Source organism: Streptomyces sp. NPDC047028, from assembly GCF_040644095.1.
In the GTDB taxonomy this organism is placed as follows: Bacteria; Actinomycetota; Actinomycetes; order Streptomycetales; family Streptomycetaceae; genus Streptomyces.
On the sequence record NZ_JBEYVS010000036.1, the window covers coordinates 17,247 to 37,878 of the forward strand.

At 70.9% G+C, this 20,632-nt stretch carries 15 protein-coding genes and 3 pseudogenes; 12 read left to right on the forward strand and 6 right to left on the reverse strand.

Features of this window, described 5'->3' with window-relative positions; translation table 11 throughout:
- Positions 1-246: 246 nt before the first annotated feature.
- Positions 247-2,778, forward strand: coding sequence for a GTP pyrophosphokinase (relA, locus tag ABZ854_RS27770; protein WP_361215728.1), 2,532 nt, complete (start codon positions 247-249; stop codon positions 2,776-2,778).
- An 80-nt stretch (positions 2,779-2,858) separates the two neighbouring features.
- Here relA and ABZ854_RS27775 read toward each other — a convergent pair whose 3' ends face one another.
- Together ABZ854_RS27775 and ABZ854_RS27780 are read right to left on the reverse strand one after the other, a co-directional pair.
- Positions 2,859-4,088 carry a DUF349 domain-containing protein gene (locus ABZ854_RS27775; protein ID WP_361215731.1) on the reverse strand — a complete coding sequence of 410 codons (1,230 nt, stop codon included), beginning with the start codon at positions 4,086-4,088 and terminating at the stop codon, positions 2,859-2,861.
- Positions 4,089-4,232: 144 nt separating this feature from the next.
- Positions 4,233-5,057, reverse strand: a complete 825-nt coding sequence (locus tag ABZ854_RS27780; protein ID WP_361215734.1) for a peptidylprolyl isomerase — start codon at positions 5,055-5,057, stop codon at positions 4,233-4,235.
- 191 nt (positions 5,058-5,248) lie between these two features.
- On the opposite strand from ABZ854_RS27780, the gene ABZ854_RS27785 reads away from it, so the two are divergent.
- Both ABZ854_RS27785 and hisS read left to right on the forward strand, forming a co-directional pair.
- Complete coding sequence (locus ABZ854_RS27785) at positions 5,249-5,956, forward strand: MBL fold metallo-hydrolase (protein WP_361215736.1); 708 nt, start codon at positions 5,249-5,251, stop codon at positions 5,954-5,956.
- Between the two features lie 13 nt (positions 5,957-5,969).
- Entirely contained in the window at positions 5,970-7,232 is a 1,263-nt protein-coding gene (gene hisS, locus ABZ854_RS27790; RefSeq protein ID WP_361215739.1) for a histidine--tRNA ligase, read from the forward strand.
- 42 nt (positions 7,233-7,274) lie between these two features.
- Here hisS and ABZ854_RS27795 read toward each other — a convergent pair.
- From ABZ854_RS27795 to ABZ854_RS27805, 3 pseudogenes are all read right to left on the reverse strand, one after another.
- A pseudogene (locus tag ABZ854_RS27795) lies at positions 7,275-7,548 on the reverse strand (helix-turn-helix transcriptional regulator); the annotation flags it as partial.
- Positions 7,548-7,835: pseudogene (locus ABZ854_RS27800) on the reverse strand (histidine kinase); the annotation flags it as partial. The pseudogenes ABZ854_RS27795 and ABZ854_RS27800, both read right to left, overlap by 1 nt.
- Positions 7,836-7,837: 2 nt before the next feature.
- A pseudogene (locus ABZ854_RS27805) lies at positions 7,838-8,420 on the reverse strand (ABC transporter ATP-binding protein); the annotation flags it as partial.
- A gap of 144 nt (positions 8,421-8,564) precedes the next feature.
- Here ABZ854_RS27805 and ABZ854_RS27810 point away from each other — a divergent pair.
- From ABZ854_RS27810 to rpsD, 3 genes are all read left to right on the forward strand, one after another.
- On the forward strand, positions 8,565-9,221 hold the full coding sequence (locus ABZ854_RS27810; protein WP_361215742.1) for a vitamin K epoxide reductase family protein: 657 nt from the start codon (positions 8,565-8,567) through the stop codon (positions 9,219-9,221).
- A gap of 104 nt (positions 9,222-9,325) precedes the next feature.
- Positions 9,326-10,681, forward strand: coding sequence for a replication-associated recombination protein A (locus ABZ854_RS27815; RefSeq protein WP_361215745.1), 1,356 nt, complete (start codon positions 9,326-9,328; stop codon positions 10,679-10,681).
- 308 nt (positions 10,682-10,989) lie between these two features.
- The gene (gene rpsD, locus ABZ854_RS27820) at positions 10,990-11,604 is read left to right on the forward strand and encodes a 30S ribosomal protein S4 (protein ID WP_129310266.1); all 615 of its coding nucleotides are present in this window, start codon (positions 10,990-10,992) and stop codon (positions 11,602-11,604) included.
- A 22-nt stretch (positions 11,605-11,626) separates the two neighbouring features.
- Here the strand turns inward: rpsD and ABZ854_RS27825 are convergent, their stop codons facing one another.
- On the reverse strand, positions 11,627-13,843 hold the full coding sequence (locus tag ABZ854_RS27825) for a regulator (RefSeq protein ID WP_361215748.1): 2,217 nt from the start codon (positions 13,841-13,843) through the stop codon (positions 11,627-11,629).
- Between the two features lie 163 nt (positions 13,844-14,006).
- On the opposite strand from ABZ854_RS27825, the gene ABZ854_RS27830 reads away from it, so the two are divergent.
- From ABZ854_RS27830 to ABZ854_RS27855, 6 genes are all read left to right on the forward strand, one after another.
- On the forward strand, positions 14,007-14,453 hold the full coding sequence (locus tag ABZ854_RS27830; protein WP_129310269.1) for a DUF948 domain-containing protein: 447 nt from the start codon (positions 14,007-14,009) through the stop codon (positions 14,451-14,453).
- 7 nt (positions 14,454-14,460) lie between these two features.
- Positions 14,461-14,826, forward strand: coding sequence for a hypothetical protein (locus ABZ854_RS27835; protein WP_361215751.1), 366 nt, complete (start codon positions 14,461-14,463; stop codon positions 14,824-14,826).
- Positions 14,826-17,498 (forward strand): alanine--tRNA ligase, encoded by a 2,673-nt coding sequence (gene alaS / locus ABZ854_RS27840; protein ID WP_361215754.1) that lies wholly within the window; start codon positions 14,826-14,828, stop codon positions 17,496-17,498. The genes ABZ854_RS27835 and alaS overlap by 1 nt, the downstream gene beginning before the upstream one ends.
- 8 nt (positions 17,499-17,506) lie before the next feature.
- Positions 17,507-17,971 carry a Holliday junction resolvase RuvX gene (ruvX, locus tag ABZ854_RS27845; protein ID WP_361215848.1) on the forward strand — a complete coding sequence of 155 codons (465 nt, stop codon included), beginning with the start codon at positions 17,507-17,509 and terminating at the stop codon, positions 17,969-17,971.
- Between the two features lie 122 nt (positions 17,972-18,093).
- Positions 18,094-19,791, forward strand: coding sequence for an endolytic transglycosylase MltG (gene mltG / locus ABZ854_RS27850; RefSeq protein ID WP_361215757.1), 1,698 nt, complete (start codon positions 18,094-18,096; stop codon positions 19,789-19,791).
- Positions 19,772-20,611 (forward strand): shikimate dehydrogenase, encoded by an 840-nt coding sequence (locus ABZ854_RS27855; RefSeq protein WP_361215759.1) that lies wholly within the window; start codon positions 19,772-19,774, stop codon positions 20,609-20,611. The genes mltG and ABZ854_RS27855 overlap by 20 nt, the downstream gene beginning before the upstream one ends.
- Positions 20,612-20,632: the final 21 nt, after the last annotated feature.

Here is a 20,632-nt window from a genome sequence, read left to right on the forward strand (position 1 = left end):
CGTTTCCTTTTGCGCCCGCACCGCCCGTGCGGCTTTCGGCGTCGGGTGCGGGTGGCCCTCGTGGGGCGCCTGAACCGTCGGTGTCCGCGCGTCCGCTTCGGGGTCCCGGAATCCGGCGCACGCCCCTCGTGTTGCACAGGTAGACGGTCCTCACGTCTGGCTGGACGCGATGGCGAGGCGGAGGATCGCTACCATGGGGTCTCCGGAGCCTGACCGGGGGACCCGGATCGTGCACGAGGAGCCCTCTTGCCAGACGAGGCCCAGCCACTGACCGCCGCCAAGCCCGAGTCCGCCTCGGGACCCGCGGCCAAGCCCGCGCCGGACGCGCACAGCGCCAAGAGTGCGACGAACGACGTACGCGGGCCGGTGAAGCACGCCCCGTCCGCGCCCGTCGAGAAGGCTGCCGAGGCCGCCCGCCCCAAGCCGGCGCCGCCCGCCCCGCCCGCGGTGCGGCAGCCCGCCGGCCAGCCCGCCCGCAGCGGCTCCTCCAACCGTGTCCGCGCCCGCCTCGCCCGCCTCGGCGTGCAGCGCGCCAACCCGTACAACCCGGTCCTGGAGCCGCTGCTGCGGATAGTGCGCAGCAACGACCCGAAGATCGAGAACGCCACGCTCCGGCAGATCGAGCGGGCCTACCAGGTCGCCGAGCGCTGGCACCGGGGCCAGAAGCGCAAGAGCGGCGACCCGTACATCACCCACCCGCTCGCGGTCACCACCATCCTCGCCGAGCTGGGCATGGACCCGGCCACGCTGATGGCCGGGCTGCTGCACGACACCGTCGAGGACACCGAGTACGGCCTGGACGACCTGCGCCGCGACTTCGGCGACGTGGTCGCCCTCCTCGTCGACGGCGTCACCAAGCTGGACAAGGTCAAGTTCGGCGAGGCCGCGCAGGCCGAGACCGTGCGCAAGATGGTCGTCGCCATGGCCAAGGACCCCCGCGTCCTGGTCATCAAGCTCGCCGACCGCCTGCACAACATGCGCACCATGCGCTACCTCAAGCGCGAGAAGCAGGAGAAGAAGGCCAGGGAGACCCTGGAGATCTATGCCCCGCTGGCGCACCGGCTGGGCATGAACACCATCAAGTGGGAGCTGGAGGACCTCGCGTTCGCGATCCTCTACCCCAAGATGTACGACGAGATCGTGCGGCTCGTCGCCGAGCGCGCCCCCAAGCGGGACGAGTACCTGGCCATAGTGACCGACGAGGTCCAGGCCGACCTGCGCGCCGCCCGCATCAAGGCGACCGTCACCGGCCGCCCGAAGCACTACTACAGCGTCTACCAGAAGATGATCGTCCGCGGCCGTGACTTCGCGGAGATCTACGACCTGGTGGGGATTCGTGTACTTGTCGACACGGTCCGCGACTGCTACGCGGCCCTCGGCACCGTGCACGCGCGATGGAACCCGGTCCCCGGCCGGTTCAAGGACTACATCGCGATGCCCAAGTTCAACATGTACCAGTCGCTGCACACGACGGTCATCGGCCCCAACGGCAAGCCCGTCGAACTGCAGATCCGCACCTTCGACATGCACCGCCGCGCCGAGTACGGCATCGCCGCGCACTGGAAGTACAAGCAGGAGGCCGTCGCAGGCGCCTCCAAGGTCCGCTCCGACGCGCCGAAGAGCAGCGGCAAGGACGACCACCTCAACGACATGGCGTGGCTGCGCCAGCTCCTCGACTGGCAGAAGGAGACCGAGGACCCCGGCGAGTTCCTGGAGTCTCTGCGCTTCGACCTGTCCCGCAACGAGGTCTTCGTCTTCACGCCCAAGGGCGACGTGATAGCGCTGCCCGCCGGCGCCACCCCGGTGGACTTCTCGTACGCCGTGCACACCGAGGTCGGCCACCGCACCATAGGAGCCCGGGTCAACGGGCGTCTGGTACCGCTGGAATCCACCCTGGACAACGGCGACCTCGTGGAGGTCTTCACGTCCAAGGCGGCCGGTGCGGGTCCGTCCCGCGACTGGCTGGGCTTCGTGAAGTCGCCGCGCGCCCGCAACAAGATCCGGGCCTGGTTCTCCAAGGAGCGCCGCGACGAGGCCATCGAGCAGGGCAAGGACTCCATCGTCCGCGCGATGCGCAAGCAGAACCTGCCGATCCAGCGCATCCTCACCGGCGACTCGCTCGTCACGCTCGCCCACGAGATGCGCTACTCCGACATCTCCGCGCTCTACGCGGCGATCGGCGAGGGTCATGTCTCCGCGCAGAACATCGTGCAGAAGCTCGTCCAGGCCCTCGGCGGCGAGGAGGCCGCCACCGAGGAGATCGACGAGACGGTCCCGCCGGCCCGCGGACGGAGCCGCAAGCGCCGCTCCAGCGCCGACCCGGGTGTCGTCGTCAAGGGCGTCGAGGACGTGTGGGTGAAGCTGGCCCGCTGCTGCACGCCCGTGCCCGGCGACCCCATCATCGGCTTCGTCACGCGGGGTAGCGGTGTATCGGTTCACCGCACCGACTGTGTCAACGTGGAGTCACTGTCCCGCGAGCCCGAGCGCATCCTCGAGGTCGAATGGGCGCCCACCCAGTCCTCGGTGTTCCTCGTCGCCATCCAGGTCGAGGCCCTGGACCGGTCCCGGCTCCTCTCGGACGTCACCCGGGTCCTGTCCGACCAGCACGTCAACATCCTCTCCGCGGCCGTCCAGACCTCCCGCGACCGGGTGGCCACCTCCCGCTTCACCTTCGAGATGGGCGACCCCAAGCACCTGGGACACGTCCTGAAGGCGGTCCGAGGGGTGGAGGGCGTGTACGACGTCTACCGCGTCACCTCGGCGCGCAGCCGGTCGTAGGGGCACACGCCCACGCGAGCTGCGCACGCGTAAGGCCCCGTACGCTCCGTACGGGGCCTTACGCGTGACTGCTGAGGAGCTTAGCCGCCGAACTCCTGCAGGCCCTTCAGTGCCTGGTCCAGGAGGGCCTGGCGGCCTTCCAGCTCCCGCGCCAGCTTGTCGGCCTTCGCGGTGTTGCCCTGCGTGCGGGCCTGCTCGATCTGGCCGTTCAGCTTGTCCACGGCGGCCTGCAGCTGGCCGGTCAGACCCTCGGCACGCGCACGCGCCTCCGGGTTCGTCCGGCGCCACTCGGCCTCCTCGGCCTCCTGCAGCGCCCGCTCGACCGTGTGCATCCGGCCCTCGACCTTCGGACGCGCGTCGCGCGGGACGTGGCCGATGGCCTCCCACCGCTCGTTGATCGACCGGAACGCGGCCCGCGCCGACTTCAGGTCGCCGATCGGCAGCAGCTTCTCGGCCTCCTCGGCCAGCTCCTCCTTCAGCTTCAGGTTCTCCGCCTGCTCGGCGTCCCGCTCGGCGAACACCGAGCCACGAGCGGCGAAGAAGACGTCCTGCGCGCCGCGGAAGCGGTTCCACAGGTCGTCCTCGTGCTCGCGCTGGGCGCGGCCCGCGGCCTTCCACTGCGCCATCAGGTCGCGGTAGCGGGCCGCCGTCACACCCCAGTCCGTGGACCCCGACAGCGACTCGGCCTCGGCGACCAGCCGCTCCTTGGTCTGGCGGGCCTCCTCGCGCTGCGCGTCCAGCTGCGCGAAGTGCCCCTTGCGGCGCTTGGAGAACGCCGACCGGGCGTGCGAGAAGCGGTGCCACAGCTCGTCGTCCGACTTGCGGTCCAGCCGCGGCAGCCCCTTCCAGGTGTCCACCAGCGCCCGTAGCCGCTCACCGGCGGCCCGCCACTGGTCGGACTGCGCCAGCTCCTCCGCCTCGACGACCAGCGCCTCCTTGGCGTGCCGGGCCTCGTCCGACTGCTTGGCCCGCTGCGCCTTGCGCTCCTCACGCCGGGCCTCGACGGTCTGCACCAGCTTGTCCAGCCGGGTCCGCAGGGCGGCCAGGTCACCGACCGCGTGATGCGCGTCCACCTGCTCGCGCAGATGACCGATCGCTACCTGGGCGTCCTTCGCGGACAGGTCCGTCGTCTGTACGCGCTTCTCGAGGAGGCCGATCTCGACAACCAGGCCCTCGTACTTGCGCTCGAAGTAGGCCAGCGCCTCCTCGGGGGAGCCGGCCTGCCAGGATCCGACGACCTGCTCGCCGTCGGCCGTACGCACGTACACGGTCCCCGTCTCGTCGACGCGGCCCCACGGGTCGCTGCTCACAGCGCCTCCTCCACATGATGCCTGCGGGGGCCTCGAACACCCCCGGGCATCGTCCACAGTTTCGTCACGGCCAACATAGGCGACCAGCGGGTTGCCTGTCCGCATCCCGCGCGACCGAAATCGTCTGTCGGCCGTCTCGAGCGGTCAGGACTTGGTGACCGTCGCCTTGTTGATCACAACGGTCGCGTTCGGGGCACCGTCACCCTGGCCCGTGTTCTCACCGGCCGCCGCGATCTTGTCGAGCACCTTCAGGCCGGCCTTGCCGACCGTGCCGAACGGGGTGTAGCTGGGCGGCAGCGGACTGTCCTTGTAGACCAGGAAGAACTGGCTGCCACCGGTGTGCTTCTGGCCGGTGTTGGCCATCGCCACCGTGCCCGCCGGGTACTTGTTGCCCTTGAGGCTTTTGTCCTTCAGGTTCTCGTCCGGGATCGTGTACCCGGGGCCGCCGCTGCCGGTGCCCGTCGGGTCGCCGCACTGCAGCACGTAGATGCCGTTGGTCACCAGACGGTGGCACTTCGTGTGGTCGAAGAAGCCCTTGCCGGCGAGGAAGTCGAACGAGTTCACCGTGTGCGGGGCCGCCGACGCCTTCAGGTCGATGTCGATGTCGCCGCACGTCGTCGCGAGCTTCATCGTGTACTTCGCCGACGTGTCGATCGTCATCGCCGGCTCCTTCTTCCAGCTCAGCTTCTTCACCGAGCCCTTGGCCGGCTTCTCGCACGGATCCGGCGCCTTCTTCGTCGGCGAGGCGCTGGGCGTGACGTCGGCGGCCGCGTTCGTCTTCTTGTCGTCGCCGTTCTTCATCACGCCCGTCGTGTACAGCGCGACACTGCCGATCACGACCACGCCGAGCACCGACGCGATCACGGAGTTGCGCATGCGTGACTTGCGTCGCGCGCTGGTGCGCCGCTGCTGCTGCCGCAAGAACTTCTCCCGGGCGAGCTGACGCCGCCGCTGCTCCTGGCTGACCACCGGGTTCTCTCCTCATGCGTGTCGTGTGCCGTCCGGTACGCGTGTGTGCTGTGATCCGAACAGCCGCGTGTAGCCCCGTACCGTATATGGGTTGGCTGAGGAAACGGCAGCGCCGGTAGGCTCTGGGGCACAGGCCGGCCGCCCCCGAGCGCCGTGCAGACCACCCCGTACCGACACAACGAAGGACGATCGTGCTCATTGCCGGGTTCCCCGCCGGGGCCTGGGGGACGAACTGTTATCTCGTCGCCCCCGCCGCCGGTGAGGAGTGCGTGATCATCGACCCGGGCCACCAGGCCGCGCAAGGAGTCGAGGAAACGCTGAAGAAGCATCGGCTCAAGCCCGTCGCCGTCGTCCTCACCCACGGCCACATCGACCATGTGGCCTCGGTCGTCCCCGTGTGCGGCGCACACGACGTGCCGGCCTGGATCCACCCCGCGGACCGCTACATGATGAGCGACCCCGAGAGGTCGCTCGGCCGTTCCGTCGGCATGCCGCTCATGGGCGAGCTGACCGTGGGGGAGCCGGACGACGTGCGGGAGCTGACCGACGGCGCCGAGCTGAAGCTGGCCGGCCTCGGCTTCTCCGTCGCGCACGCACCGGGCCATACCAAGGGGTCGGTGACGTTCCGGATGCCCGAGGCGGCCGACATCCCGTCGGTCCTGTTCTCCGGGGATCTGCTGTTCGCCGGCTCCATCGGACGCACGGACCTGCCGGGTGGCTCCATGGCGGACATGATCGAGTCGCTGGGCCGGGTGTGCCTGCCGCTCGACGACTCCACCGTGGTGCTGTCCGGCCACGGCCCCCAGACGACCATCGGCCAGGAGCGCGCCACCAACCCGTACCTGCGGGAAGTGGCCGCGGGCCAGGGAGCCGCCGAGGCTCCCCGACGAGGAATGTGACGAGAGAGCTTCCGTGAGCACCTTCCAGGCCCCCAAGGGCACGTACGACCTGATCCCGCCGGACTCCGCGAAGTACCTGGCGGTCCGCGACGCCATCGCCGCCCCGCTGCGCAACTCCGGTTACGGCTACATCGAGACGCCGGGCTTCGAGAACGTCGAGCTGTTCGCGCGCGGGGTCGGCGAGTCCACCGACATCGTGACCAAGGAGATGTACGCCTTCGAGACCAAGGGCGGCGACATGCTCGCCCTGCGTCCGGAGGGAACCGCCTCCGTGCTGCGCGCCGCGCTGGAGGCCAACCTGCACAAGTCGGGCAACCTCCCCGTCAAGCTCTGGTACTCGGGCTCCTACTACCGCTACGAGCGCCCGCAGAAGGGCCGTTACCGCCACTTCTCCCAGGTCGGTGCCGAGGCGATCGGCGCCGAGGACCCGGCGCTGGACGCCGAGCTGATCATCCTCGCCGACCAGGCGTACCGCTCGCTGGGCCTGAGCGACTTCCGGATCCTGCTCAACAGCCTGGGCGACAAGGAGTGCCGCCCCGTCTACCGGGCCGCGCTGCAGGACTTCCTGCGCGGCCTGGACCTGGACGAGGACACTCTGCGCCGCGCCGAGATCAACCCGCTGCGCGTCCTGGACGACAAGCGCGAGTCGGTGCAGAAGCAGCTCGGGGACGCCCCGCTGCTGCGGGACTACCTGTGCGACGCGTGCAAGGCGTACCACGAGGAGGTGCGCGAGCTGATCACCGCGGCGGGCGTGGCCTTCGAGGACGACCCGAAGCTGGTGCGCGGCCTGGACTACTACACGCGTACCACCTTCGAGTTCGTCCACGACGGTCTCGGCTCCCAGTCGGCGGTGGGCGGCGGCGGCCGCTACGACGGCCTGTCCGAGATGATCGGTGGCCCCGCGCTGCCGTCCGTCGGCTGGGCCCTCGGCGTCGACCGCACGGTCCTCGCGCTGGAGGCGGAGGGCGTCGAGCTGGGCCTGCCGTCCACCACGTCGGTGTACGCGGTCCCGCTCGGCGAGGAGGCCCGCCGGGTGCTGTTCGCCAAGGTCACCGAGTTGCGCAAGGTCGGTGTCGCGGCGGACTTCTCCTACGGCGGCAAGGGCCTGAAGGGCGCCATGAAGAACGCCAACCGCAGCGGGGCGCGCTACGCGATCGTGGCGGGTGAGCGTGACCTCGCCGAGGGCGTCGTCCAGCTGAAGGACATGGAGTCCGGCGAGCAGACGGCGATCGGCGTCAACGAGATCGTGGCGGAACTGGAGTCCCGCGTGGGCTAGTTCGCCGGGGACCGGGGCTTTGCGGCCCCGGTCCGTGCGCCGTCAGGCCCGCAGGTAGGCGAGGACGGCCAGGACCCTGCGGTGGGTACCGTCCGCCGGCGGCAGGTCCAGCTCGCCGAGGATGCTGCCGATGTGCTTGCCGACCGCGGCCTCGGACACCACCATCTCCCGCGCGATCGCGCCGTTGGACCTGCCCTCGGCGACCAGGGCCAGCACCTCGCGTTCGCGCGGGGGTGAGCCGCTCCAGCGGATCGCGGCGGCGGCGCAGCAACTGGCGCACCACCTCGGGATCGACCACGGTCCCGCCGTCCGCCAATCGACCGCACGGCTCGGCCGGCCCGGCAGTTCGAGGTCCACGTCGACCGGGACCGGGCGACGCTCCGCCGCGTCGGCGACGGCGGCCTCGAGGCCGTAGTCGGTGAGAACGGCGGGGTTGATGCCGCGGATGAGCTCACGCAGCTCCGCGAGGGCCTTGCCCACCTCGTCGGCGGCCCGGGCGAGTTGGTCGGCCGGCGGGCCGGGCGGGGCGTCGAGCCGGGCCAGACCGAGGGCCACGGTCAGTGGCACGAGACGCTGCTTGGCGCCGTCGTGCAGATCGCGTTCGAAAGGTAGTGCGTGGTCAGCAGGATCGTCGTGCCCTCGTGGCCAGCAGCCGGATCAGGTCCCAGAACCGCCGCCGCGCGGCCGGGTCGAAACCGGTCGTCGGCTCGTCCAGAGCAGCAGCTCGGGGCCGCCGAACACCCCCAGGGCCACGTCCAGGCGGCGGCGCCGGCCGCCGGAGAGGGTCTTGATCCTGCTGTCCGCCTTCGGGCCGAGAGCGACCAGCTCGATCACCTCACCGGTGTCGCGCGGGCGCGGGTAGTAGCGGGCGAAATGCCCTACCGTCTCGGCGACCGTCAACTCGGCGGGCGCCGATTCGTCCTGCCAGACGATTCCCACACGGGACCTCCACGCGCGCGTGCCCCTCGCCGGGTCCGCGCCGAGGACCGAGACCTCGCCCGCGTCCCGCGACCGGTGGCCCTGGAGGATCTCCACCTTGGTGCTCTTGCCCGCGCCATCGGGTCCGAGCAGGCCGAACGCCTCGCCGCGCCGGATGCCGAGATCGATGCCGTCCACCGCGGTCACGTCGCCGTACTGCTTGCGCACCCCCCGTACGTACACCGCGAGTTCTTTCGCGTGTGCTGTCATGCGAGCGATCATCGGCCAGAACCGAACGGTCCGGGGCCCCCGTGCGTACTTCGTTGTGTCCACCGAACGGTGGACACACAGGGGGGTACGGCACAATGACCCCTGCCCGAAGTAGGTCCCAACCTCAAGCGACGGATCGGCGTGATGAGCAAGACGACAGTGACAGACGTCTCCGCGGAACCCGGGCCCGAGCGTGCCGCCGACGCACCCGGCGCGGTGGGCACCAGCCGTGCGCTCGCCCTCCTGCTGGTGATCACCGGCGCGGCCGGACTGCTCGCCGCGTGGGTCATCACGATCGACGAGTTCAAGCTCCTGAACGCCAAGATCGCGGGGAAGACCTTCACCCCGGGCTGCAGCCTCAACCCGATCGTGTCCTGCGGCAGCGTCATGCAGAGTAAGCAGGCGAGCGTCTTCGGCTTCCCCAACCCGATGCTCGGCCTGGTCTGCTACGGCATCGTCGTCTGCGTCGGCATGAGCCTGCTGACCCGCGCCCGCTTCCCCCGCTGGTACTGGCTCACCTTCAACTTCGGCACGCTCTTCGGCGCCGGCTTCTGCTGCTGGCTGCAGTTCCAGTCCCTGTACCGGATCAACGCGCTGTGCCTGTGGTGCTGCCTGGCCTGGGTTGCCACCCTCACCATGTTCTGGTACGTCACCTCGTTCAACGTCCGCAACGGCTTCCTGCCCGCCCCCCGCCGGCTGAAGTCCTTCCTGGACGAGTTCACCTGGGTGCTGCCCGTGCTGCACACCGGCGTGATCGGCATGCTGGTGCTGACCCGCTGGTGGGACTTCTGGACCAGCTGACGCCCTGCATGACCGGCCTTCTGGACGGCTGACACCCTGAATGACCGGCTGACGCCCACCCCGGCGACGGCCGGACTGTCAGTGCCGTGTCTTAGGGTTTCAGCGTGGAACCCGACCTCTTCACCGCCGCGGCGGAAGAACGCCAGGAGAAGGACCCGGCAGGCAGCCCCCTGGCGGTGCGGATGCGCCCGCGCACCCTCGACGAGGTCGTGGGCCAGCAGCACCTCCTCAAGCCCGGCTCGCCCCTGCGCCGGCTCGTCGGCGAGGGTTCCGGCGGCCCCGCCGGCCCCTCCTCGGTGATCCTCTGGGGCCCTCCCGGCACCGGTAAGACGACGTTGGCGTACGTCGTCTCCAAGGCCACCAACAAGCGGTTCGTGGAGCTGTCCGCGATCACCGCCGGCGTCAAGGAGGTCCGGGCCGTCATCGACGGCGCCCGCCGCGCCACCGGCGGCTACGGCAAGGAGACCGTCCTCTTCCTCGACGAGATCCACCGCTTCAGCAAGGCCCAGCAGGACTCCCTGCTCCCGGCCGTCGAGAACCGCTGGGTCACCCTGATCGCGGCCACCACGGAGAACCCGTACTTCTCGGTGATCTCCCCGCTGCTCTCCCGCTCCCTGCTGCTCACCCTGGAACCCCTCACCGACGACGACGTCCGGGGCCTGCTGCGCCGGGCGCTGGACGACGAGCGCGGCCTCAAGGGCGCCGTCTCCCTCCCCGAGAACACCGAGGCACACCTGCTGCGGATCGCCGGCGGCGACGCCCGCCGCGCCCTCACCGCCCTGGAGGCCGCCGCCGGGGCCGCCCTCGACAAGGGCGAGAGCGAGATCGCCCTGACCACCCTGGAGGAGACGGTCGACCGGGCCGCGGTGAAGTACGACCGCGACGGCGACCAGCACTACGACGTCGCCAGCGCCCTGATCAAGTCCATCCGTGGCTCGGACGTCGACGCCGCGCTGCACTACCTGGCCCGGATGATCGAGGCCGGCGAGGACCCCCGCTTCATCGCCCGCCGCCTGATGATCTCCGCCAGCGAGGACATCGGCCTCGCCGACCCGAACGCGCTGCCGATCGCCGTCGCCGCCGCCCAGGCCGTCGCCATGATCGGTTTCCCGGAGGCCGCGCTCACCCTCAGCCACGCCACCATCGCCCTGGCCCTCGCCCCCAAGTCCAACTCCGCCACCACCTCGATCGGCGCCGCCCTCGACGACGTGCGCAAGGGCCTGGCCGGACCGGTCCCCGGCCATCTGCGCGACAGCCACTACAGGGGCGCCACCAAACTCGGCCACGGCCAGGGCTACGTGTACCCGCACGACCTGCCCGAGGGCATCGCCGAGCAGCAGTACGCCCCGGACGCGCTGAAGGACCGCGCCTACTACACCCCGACCCGGCACGGCGCCGAGGCGCGGTACGCGGACGCGGTGGAGTGGACCAGGACACACCTCGGTCGCAAGCGGTCCTGAGCGCCCTGTAGACTTCCCCGAAGTGCTGACTCCCGTGCTGTCAGAGCGGGAGAGCCAGCCGGAGCCCCGGCCCCCAGGGGCCGGCTCCAGGAGCGTCGCGCACCGTCGATCGGTGTCGCGGGCAGCCCACCACCATCCGGGAATCCGGGAGCGGTCGGTGGGCCACTCGCGTGCTGCACGTATGTGCCCAGACCAGGGGAGCGGCTGCCCACCCGGCCCGGCAACGGACCAGGAGGGTTTCCCCGGCTGCGGATGCGACCTCCCGAGAACCACTGACAAGCCGAAACTGAGAGAAGAGACGAAAGACAGTGGCTAACCAGTCCCGTCCCAAGGTCAAGAAGTCGCGTGCCCTCGGCATCGCGCTGACCCCGAAGGCCGTCAAGTACTTCGAGGCCCGCCCCTACCCGCCGGGTGAGCACGGCCGCGGCCGCAAGCAGAACTCGGACTACAAGGTCCGTCTGCTGGAGAAGCAGCGTCTGCGCGCGCAGTACGACATCTCCGAGCGCCAGCTGGTCCGCGCCTACGACCGTGCGTCCAAGGTCCAGGGCAAGACCGGTGAGGCCCTGATCGTCGAGCTGGAGCGCCGCCTCGACGCGCTGGTCCTGCGTTCGGGCATCGCCCGCACGATCTACCAGGCCCGCCAGATGGTCGTCCACGGCCACATCCAGGTCAACGGCCAGAAGGTCGACAAGCCGTCCTTCCGCGTCCGCCCGGACGACGTCGTGCAGGTCCGCGACCGCTCCAAGGACAAGACGCTCTTCCAGATCGCCCGCGAGGGTGGCTTCGCCCCCGACGGCGAGACCCCGCGCTACCTGCAGGTGAACCTCAAGGCCCTGGCGTTCCGCCTGGACCGCGAGCCGAACCGCAAGGAAGTTCCGGTCATCTGCGACGAGCAGCTCGTCGTCGAGTACTACGCCCGCTGACCCTGGTCCCGGCGTAAGACTCTCAGCCCGCCGTCTCCCCGCCCTTCCGGGTGGGCGAGGCGGCGGGTTCGCGTTTCCCCGCGTCCCCGCCCGCGCCGGACTCCCCGGCTCCCTCGCCGTCGCCCGGTGGCACCGGCCCCCGCGGCGTGGGCAGCGCCCGCAGCGGCCGTCCGCCACCGTGCCCCAGCGCCCGGGCCACCGCCGCGCGGCGGTCCAGCGCGGCGCCCTCCTTCAGGCACTCCCCGTACCGCGCCTCACCCAGGGCCTCGCGCGCCGCCGCCGCGCACAGCTCGTGCGGCGCGTTGTAGTACGCGGATCCGAACAGCGGCAGCCCCACCGAGGGCCACAGCCGCCCCGCCGCGCCCTGCAGCACCGCCGCCTCCGCCGGATCGCCCTGCGTCACCGTCACCAGGGCCAGCAGCTCGATCGTCAGCACCGAGCCGAGCAGGTCGTGGAAGGCGTGCGCGTGCTCCAGGCAGTCCGCCAGCAACTCCCGCGCGGTCACCGGATCACCGCCCTGCCAGGCCGCGTACGCCAGCACGTACAGGGCGTACGACCGCGCCCACCGCTCCCCGTGGTCCTCGCACACCCGGCGCACGTCCTCGCACAGCCGCACAGCCTCCGGCAGGTCCCCCTGGAAGGCCCGCGCCATCGCCAGCTCGACCTGCCCCATCAGGACGTTGGAGTTGAGCTCGCCGATCTCCTGGTACCGCCCCAGCGCCGAGCGCAGCAGCGTCTCCGCACGCTCCATGTCGTCCGTGACCAGCGCCAGACAGCCCGTGCGGTGCTCCGCGTACGCCACGGCCGTCGCGTCCCCGGCCCGCTCGGCCTGCTCGCGGCACTCGCGCAGCGCGGCCAGCGCCGGCACCGTGTCGCCCTGCAGGATCGCCACGTAGCCGAGCACCCACAGCGCCTTCAGCCGGGACTGCTCGTACGCCGAGTCCAGTTCCACGCTGCGCTCCAGCCAGCGCCGCCCCTCCGACAGCCGCCCGCAGCCCGCCCAGCAGAACCACAGCGAGCCCGCCAGATACTGGCCGAGGTGCGCCTCGTCCGGCTCGCTCAGACAGAACTCCAGGGCCGTGCGCAGATTCGGCAGCTCCGCCTCGGTCCGCGCCGCCACCTCCCGCTGCCGCGGCGAGAACCAGTCCAGCTCGCACCAGGTCGCCAGGCCCAGGAACCAGTCCCGGTGCCGCCGGCGCAGCCGCCCCGCGTCCCCGGTCGCCGCCAGCCACTCGGCGCCGTACTCCCGGACGGTGTCGAGCATCCGGAAGCGGGAGCCCGCCGGGGTCTCCTCGCGCCAGAGCACCGACTGCGCGAGCAGCTCGGAGAGCACGTCGAGGACCTCGTCCGCGAGCAGCCCGTCGCCACTGCACACGTACTCGGCCGCCTCCAGGTCGAAGGTCCCCGCGAACACCGACAGCCGCGCCCACAGCAGTCGCTCGGCGGGCGTGCACAGCTCGTGGCTCCAGCCGATCGTCGTCCGCAGCGCGTGGTGCCGGGGCAAAGGGCCGCCCGGGACCGGGTACGGCGCCGGGCCCGGGGACGCGTCCCGGCCGCCGGTCAGCAGCCGGAACCGGTCGTCCAGCCGCTCCAGCAACTGCCCCGGGGACAACGCCCGCAGCCGTCCCGCGGCCAGTTCGAGAGCCAGCGGGATGCCCTCCAGCCGGCCGCACAGCTCCCGCACCTGCGGGCAGTCCCGCACCTCCACCCCCTGCTGCCGGGCCCGGTCGGCGAACAGCTCCACCGCCTCGTCCGCGCCGAGCGGCGCCAGCGGGAACAGCCGCTCGCCCGCCAACCCCAGCGGCCGCCGCCCCACCGCCAGCACCCGCAGCCCCGGCAGCCCGCGCAGCAGCTGTGCGACCAGCTCGGCAGCGGCCCGCGCCAGATGCTCGAACCCGTCCAGCACCAGCAGCGCCCGGCCGCCCGCGAGATGGTCCAGCAGGGTCCGCAGGGGCGGCCGCGTGGTGTGGTCGGTCAGCCCCAGCGCCTCCACGACGGCGTACGGCACGAACCGCGGATCCCGGACCGCCGCCAGCTCGACCCACACCCCGTCCGGCGCCGCGGCCCGCGCCGCCAGCCGCGACTTCCCGATGCCGCCGGCCCCGGTCAGGGTGACCAGCCGCGCGCTCTCCAGGGCCCCGGCGAGCGCGGCGGTCTCGGCCGATCGCCCGACGAAAGCGGTGAGTTCCAGGGGGAGACCACCGTCCGCCGAGGGACCGGGGCGCTGAGGATCTCGCATGGGACACGGAGCGTACTGAACTGTGTTCAGTCCGTACAATCGCTGCTACCGGCGTGGGCCGTCCACAGGCCGTAATCCGGTACGGAGCGCCGGGTGCGGCGCGATAGGCTCGGGACACTGCATTTTCAAGGTTCCGAAGCTCAGAACACGTTTCAGAGAGCGGGTGCGCACAGTGTCCGGTGGAGAGGTGGCCGGGATCCTGGTGGCCGTCTTCTGGGCGATCCTGGTCTCCTTCCTCGCTGTGGCGCTCGCGAGGCTGGCCCAGACGCTCAGGGCGACCACCAAGCTCGTGGCGGACGTGACCGACCAGGCCGTCCCGCTGCTCGCCGACGCCTCCGCGGCCGTGCGGTCCGCGCAGACCCAGATCGACCGGGTCGACGCGATCGCCTCGGACGTGCAGGAGGTCACCTCCAACGCCTCCGCGCTCTCGACCACCGTGGCCTCCACCTTCGGCGGCCCCCTGGTGAAGGTCGCGGCCTTCGGCTACGGCGTCCGGCGGGCCCTGGGCGGCCGCAAGGAGGACGTGCCCGCCAAGGCGCCGGGGCGTACCGTGATCGTGGGCCGGACCGTCCCGGCCGCGCGGCGGAGCAGGCGCGGGAAGAAGGACTAGGTCAGGGATGTTCCGCCGTACGTTCTGGTTCAGCACGGGCCTCGCCGCCGGTGTGTGGGCCACCACCAAGGTCAACCGCAAGCTGAGGCAGCTGACGCCGGAGAGCCTCGCCGCCACCGCGGCCAACAAGGCCCTGGAGACCGGTCAGCGCCTGAAGGACCGCGCGGTCGGCTTCGCGTTCGACGTCCGCGACAACATGGCGCAGCGGGAAGCGGAGCTGAGCGAGGCGCTGGGCATCGACGCGCAGCCCGGCCTCGTCGCCCCCCAGCAGCGCCCCGCCATCGAGAACAACCGCAGCACCCCCCAGTACATCGAGAACCCGCAGTACATCGAGAACCCGACGTACTCGTACAACCGGAATGAGGACCACTGATGGAGTCGGCTGAGATCCGCCGCCGCTGGCTGAGCTTCTTCGAGGAGCGCGGGCACACCGTCGTCCCTTCGGCGTCGCTCATCGCGGACGACCCGACTCTGCTGCTGGTCAACGCCGGCATGGTGCCCTTCAAGCCGTACTTCCTCGGCGAGGTCAAGCCGCAGTTCGACCGTGCCACGAGCGTCCAGAAGTGCGTGCGCACGCCGGACATCGAGGAGGTCGGCAAGACCACCCGGCACGGCACGTTCTTCCAGATGTGCGGCAACTTCTCCTTCGGTGACTACTTCAAGGAAGGCGCCGTCAAGCTGGCCTGGGAGCTGCTCACCAGCCCTCAGGACAAGGGCGGTTACGGCCTCGACCCCGAGCGTCTGTGGGTCACCGTCTACCTGGACGACGACGAGGCCGAGCGCATCTGGCACGAGGTCGTCGGGGTGCCCATGGAGCGCATCCAGCGCCTGGGCAAGAAGGAGAACTTCTGGTCCATGGGCGTCCCCGGACCCTGCGGTCCCTGCTCCGAGATCAACTACGACCGTGGCCCCGAGTTCGGCGTCGAGGGCGGCCCCGCCGTCAACGACGAGCGGTACGTGGAGATCTGGAACCTGGTCTTCATGCAGTACGAGCGCGGCCAGGGCATCGGCAAGGAGGACTTCGAGATCCTCGGGGACCTGCCGAGCAAGAACATCGACACCGGTCTCGGCCTCGAACGCCTCGCCATGATCCTCCAGGGCGTGCAGAACCTGTACGAGATCGACACCTCCATGGCCGTCATCGACAAGGCCACCGAGCTGACCGGCGTCCGCTACGGCGACGCCCATGCCTCGGACGTGTCCCTGCGCGTGGTCACCGACCACATGCGCACCTCCGTGATGCTCATCGGCGACGGCGTCACCCCGGGCAACGAGGGCCGCGGCTACGTGCTGCGCCGCATCATGCGCCGCGCCATCCGCAACATGCGGCTGCTCGGCGCCACCGGTCCGGTCGTCAAGGACCTGATCGATGTCGTCATCGCCATGATGGGCCGGCAGTACCCGGAGCTGATCACCGACCGCGAGCGCATCGAGAAGGTCGCCCTCGCCGAGGAGAACGCCTTCCTGAAGACGCTGAAGGCCGGCACCAACATCCTCGACACCGCCGTCACCGAGACCAAGCAGTCCGGCGGCACCGTCCTGGCCGGCGACAAGGCCTTCCTGCTCCACGACACCTGGGGCTTCCCGATCGACCTCACCCTGGAGATGGCCGCCGAACAGGGCCTCTCCGTGGACGAGGACGGCTTCCGGCGCCTGATGAAGGAGCAGCGGGAGCGCGCCAAGGCCGACGCCCAGGCCAAGAAGACCGGCCACGCCGACCTCGGCGCCTACCGCGAGATCGCCGACACCGCCGGTGAGACCGAGTTCATCGGCTACGACGGCACCGAAGGCGAGTCCACGATCGTCGGGCTCCTCGTCGACGGCCTCTCCTCGCCCGCCGCCACCGAGGGCGACGAGGTCGAGGTCGTCCTGGACCGCACCCCGTTCTACGCCGAGGGCGGCGGCCAGATCGGCGACACCGGCCGCATCAAGGTCGACTCCGGTGCCGTCATCGAGGTCCGCGACTGCCAGAAGCCGGTTCCGGGCGTCTACGTCCACAAGGGCGTCGTCCAGGTCGGCGAGGTGACGGTGGGCGCCAAGGCCCACGCCTCCATCGACCACCGCCGCCGCAAGGCCATCGCCCGCGCCCACTCGGCCACCCACCTCACCCACCAGGCGCTGCGCGACGCCCTCGGCCCGACGGCCGCCCAGGCCGGTTCCGAGAACCAGCCCGGCCGCTTCCGCTTCGACTTCGGCTCCCCGTCCGCCGTCCCGACGGCCGTGATGACCGACGTCGAGCAGAAGATCAACGAGGTGCTCGCCCGCGACCTGGACGTGCACGCCGAGGTCATGGGCATCGACGAGGCCAAGAAGCAGGGCGCCATCGCCGAGTTCGGCGAGAAGTACGGTGAGCGGGTCCGGGTCGTCACCATCGGCGACTTCTCCAAGGAGCTGTGCGGTGGCACGCACGTGCACAACACCGCCCAGCTGGGCCTGGTGAAGCTGCTCGGCGAGTCCTCCATCGGTTCGGGTGTGCGCCGCATCGAGGCCCTGGTCGGTGTCGACGCCTACAACTTCCTCGCCCGTGAGCACACGGTCGTCGCCCAGCTCCAGGAGCTGGTCAAGGGCCGCCCGGAGGAGCTTCCGGAGAAGGTCTCCGCCATGCTCGGCAAGCTCAAGGACGCCGAGAAGGAGATCGAGAAGTTCCGCGCCGAGAAGGTGCTGCAGGCCGCCGCCGGTCTCGCCGAGTCCGCCCGGGACGTGCGCGGGGTCGCCGTGGTGACCGGGCAGGTCCCGGACGGCACCACCCCGGACGACCTGCGCAAGCTGGTGCTGGACGTGCGCGGCCGCATCCAGGGCGGCCGGGCCGCCGTCGTGGCCCTGTTCACGGTGAACAACGGCAAGCCGCTCACGGTCATCGCCACCAACGAGGCCGCCCGTGAGCGCGGCCTGAAGGCCGGCGACCTGGTCCGCACGGCCGCCAAGACCCTCGGCGGTGGTGGCGGCGGCAAGCCGGACGTCGCCCAGGGCGGCGGCCAGAACCCGGCCGCCGTCGGCGAGGCCGTCGACGCCGTCGAGCGGCTCGTGGCGGACACGGCCAAGTGACCTCTCCGATGCGCAGGGGCCGCAGGCTCGCGATCGACGTCGGGGACGCCCGGATCGGGGTCGCCTCGTGCGACCCCGACGGGATCCTCGCCACCCCGGTGGAGACGGTCCCCGGCCGGGACGTCCCGGCCGCCCACCGCCGGCTGCGTCAGCTGGTGGCGGAGTACGAGCCGATCGAGGTCGTCGTCGGTCTCCCTCGCTCCCTGAAGGGGGGCGAGGGGCCGGCCGCCGTGAAGGTCCGCGCCTTCGCCCAGCAACTCGCCAAGGGCATCAAGCCGGTGCCCGTCCGCCTGGTCGACGAGCGGATGACGACCGTCACGGCGAGCCAGGGGCTGCGAGCCTCCGGCGTGAAGTCCAAGAAGGGACGCTCCGTCATCGACCAGGCGGCCGCCGTCATCATCCTGCAGCAGGCCCTGGAATCCGAACGGGTGTCAGGTAAACCACCCGGCGAGGGCGTCGAAGTGGTCATCTGATCGCGATACGGTAACGTTCCGCGCGATGCGGCGGTGTTCGAACAGCCCCCGCACAGCAAATGAGGCGGAACGCAAGCCGGCCCGGGCCGCGCGACCGTCGGCCTCGCGGCTCTAGGGGATCGATGACTGAGTATGGCCGGGGCCCAGGCTCCGAACCGTGGCATCCGGAGGACCCGTTGTACGGGGACGGCGGATGGGAAGGGCAGCAGGCGCACCCCGGCCAGTCTGCCTACGGCGGCCAGCAGCAGTACCCGCAGCAGCCGCGGCACGGCGACTGGACGCAGGGCCGGCAGCAGTACCCGTACTACGACACGCAGGGCCAACCGCAGTACGACCAGCAGTACGCCGGTCACGCCCAGCCCCAGTACCAGGGCGGCTGGGACGCGACCGGCACCCACGGCCACGTCCCGTACGCCGCCGACCCCGGTGACCCCTACGGCCAGCAGCCCCTCGCCTACGGCGCCCAGCAGCCCGACTTCTACGGCACCGAGGACGCCTACCCGCCACCGGAGCCGCCCGGCCGCAGGCGCCCCGAACCCGAGGCGGAACCGGCCCCGGCACCGCTCGCGGCCCCCAGGGACGGCGCGCCCCCCGGCTCCGGCCCGGGCGCCGGCCCCGACGAGGAGGAGCACGCCTTCTTCGCGGGCGGGGGCGGCACGGACGGGGCGGACGACGAGGAGCACGAACTCCAGAGCCGACGCGAGCGGCGCGGCAAGGGCCGCAAACCGGTCAAGGGCAAGAAGCGGCGCACCGGCTGCGCCTGCATGGTGGTCGTCATGGTCTTCGGCGGCGGCCTGGCCGGGGTCGGCTACTTCGGCTACCGCTACTACCAGAACCGTTTCGCCCCGGCGCCGGACTACGTGGGCGACGGCATCGACCAGAAGGTCACCGTCGAGATCCCCAAGGGAGCCGGCGGCTGGGAGATCGGGCGGCGGCTGAAGGAGGCCGGGGTCGTCAAGAGCGTCGACGCATTCGTGCACGCCCAGTCGCAGAACAACAAGGGCGACAGCATCCAGGCCGGCGCCTATCTGATGCGCAAGCAGATGTCCGCCGCCAGCGCCGTCCTGCTGATGCTCGACCCGAAGACGCAGAGCAATGTGCTCGTGAAACCGGGCGAGCGGAATTCCGCCGTCTACCAGGCCATCGACAAACAGCTCGAACTCTCCTCCGGCACCACGAAGAAGGCCGCCGAGAAGGAATACAAGGATCTCGGTCTGCCCGACTGGGTGGAGAACAACAGCGACATCAAGGACCCGCTGGAGGGATTCCTGTGGCCGGGCACCTATCCGGCCGCCAAGGGCATGAAACCCGGCGCGATCCTGAAACAGATGGTCGGCCAGGCCAAGCAGAAGTACACCGCCTACGGCCTCCAGGCGAAGGCCAGGACGCTCGGTCTGCACAACGCCTTCGAGCTCGTCACCGTCGCCAGCCTGGTCCAGGCCGAGGGCAAGACGCACGACGACTTCCGCAAGATGGCGGAGGTGGTCTACAACCGGCTGAGCCCCTCGAACCACGAGACGTACCAGCTGCTGCAGTTCGACTCGACGTACAACTACGCCAAGGGCACGAGTCACATCCACATCTCCGAGAAGGAGATCAACAGCAACCACAGCCCGTACAACACGTACACCCACAAGGGGCTGCCGCCCGGTCCGATCGGCAATCCCGGCGAGGAAGCGCTGAAGGCGGCACTGAACCCGACGCACGACGGCTGGCTGTACTTCGTGGCGACCGACGGGACGAACAACACCGAATTCGCCAAGACCAATGCCGAGTTCCTGCGACTCAAGGAAAAGTTCAATGCCAGCTCGGGCAACTGACGCCCGCCGGGCCGCCGTGCTCGGTAAGCCCATCGCCCACTCCCTCTCACCGGTCCTGCACCGGGCCGCGTACGACGCGCTCGGGCTCACCGAGTGGTCGTACGACCGCTTCGAGACCGACGAGGACGCGCTGCCCGGCTTCTTCGAGAAGCTGGGGCCCGAGTGGGCGGGGCTGTCGCTGACCATGCCGCTGAAGCGAGCGGTCATCCCGCTGCTCGACGAGATCAGCCCGACGGCCGCCTCGGTGGACGCCGTCAACACGGTGGTCCTCAGCGAGGACGGCCGCCGCCTCGGCGACAACACCGACATCCCGGGCATGGTGGCCGCCCTGCGCGAGCACGGCATCGAGCAGGTCGAGTCCGCCGCGATCCTCGGCGCCGGCGCCACCGCCTCCTCCGCGCTCGCCGCCCTCGCCCGGATCTGCACCGGCGAGGTCGTCGCCTACGTCCGCAGCGAGGCCCGCGCCGCCGAGATGCGCCGCTGGGGCGAGCGCCTCTACGTCGAGGTCCGTACGGCCCCCTGGTCCGACGCCGAGGAGGCGCTCGGCGCCCCGCTGGTCATCGCCACCACCCCCACCGGCACGACCGACGCCCTCGCCGCCGCCGTGCCCGAGCGGCCCACCACCCTCTTCGACGTGCTCTACGACCCCTGGCCGACCGAGCTGGCCGCCCGCTGGTCCATGTTCGGCGGGGCCGTCGTCAGCGGCCTCGACCTGCTGGTGCACCAGGCCGTCCTCCAGGTCGAACAGATGACCGGCAGGGCTCCGGCTCCGCTGGAAGCCATGCGGCACGCCGGCGAGGAGGCGCTCGCCGCCCGCTGACCCCGTTGCCTGTGCGGGCGC

Bases quoted from the DNA above. Each gene is read 5' to 3' on its own strand.
- ABZ854_RS27810 (WP_361215742.1), top strand. From the start codon at position 8,565: ATGAGCAAGACGACAGTGACAGACGTCTCCGCGGAACCCGGGCCCGAG.
- ABZ854_RS27825 (WP_361215748.1), bottom strand. From the start codon at position 13,843: ATGCGAGATCCTCAGCGCCCCGGTCCCTCGGCGGACGGTGGTCTCCCC.
- ABZ854_RS27835 (WP_361215751.1), top strand. From the start codon at position 14,461: ATGTTCCGCCGTACGTTCTGGTTCAGCACGGGCCTCGCCGCCGGTGTG.
- alaS (WP_361215754.1), top strand. From the start codon at position 14,826: ATGGAGTCGGCTGAGATCCGCCGCCGCTGGCTGAGCTTCTTCGAGGAG.
- ruvX (WP_361215848.1), top strand. From the start codon at position 17,507: ATGCGCAGGGGCCGCAGGCTCGCGATCGACGTCGGGGACGCCCGGATC.
- mltG (WP_361215757.1), top strand. From the start codon at position 18,094: ATGACTGAGTATGGCCGGGGCCCAGGCTCCGAACCGTGGCATCCGGAG.
- ABZ854_RS27855 (WP_361215759.1), top strand. From the start codon at position 19,772: ATGCCAGCTCGGGCAACTGACGCCCGCCGGGCCGCCGTGCTCGGTAAG.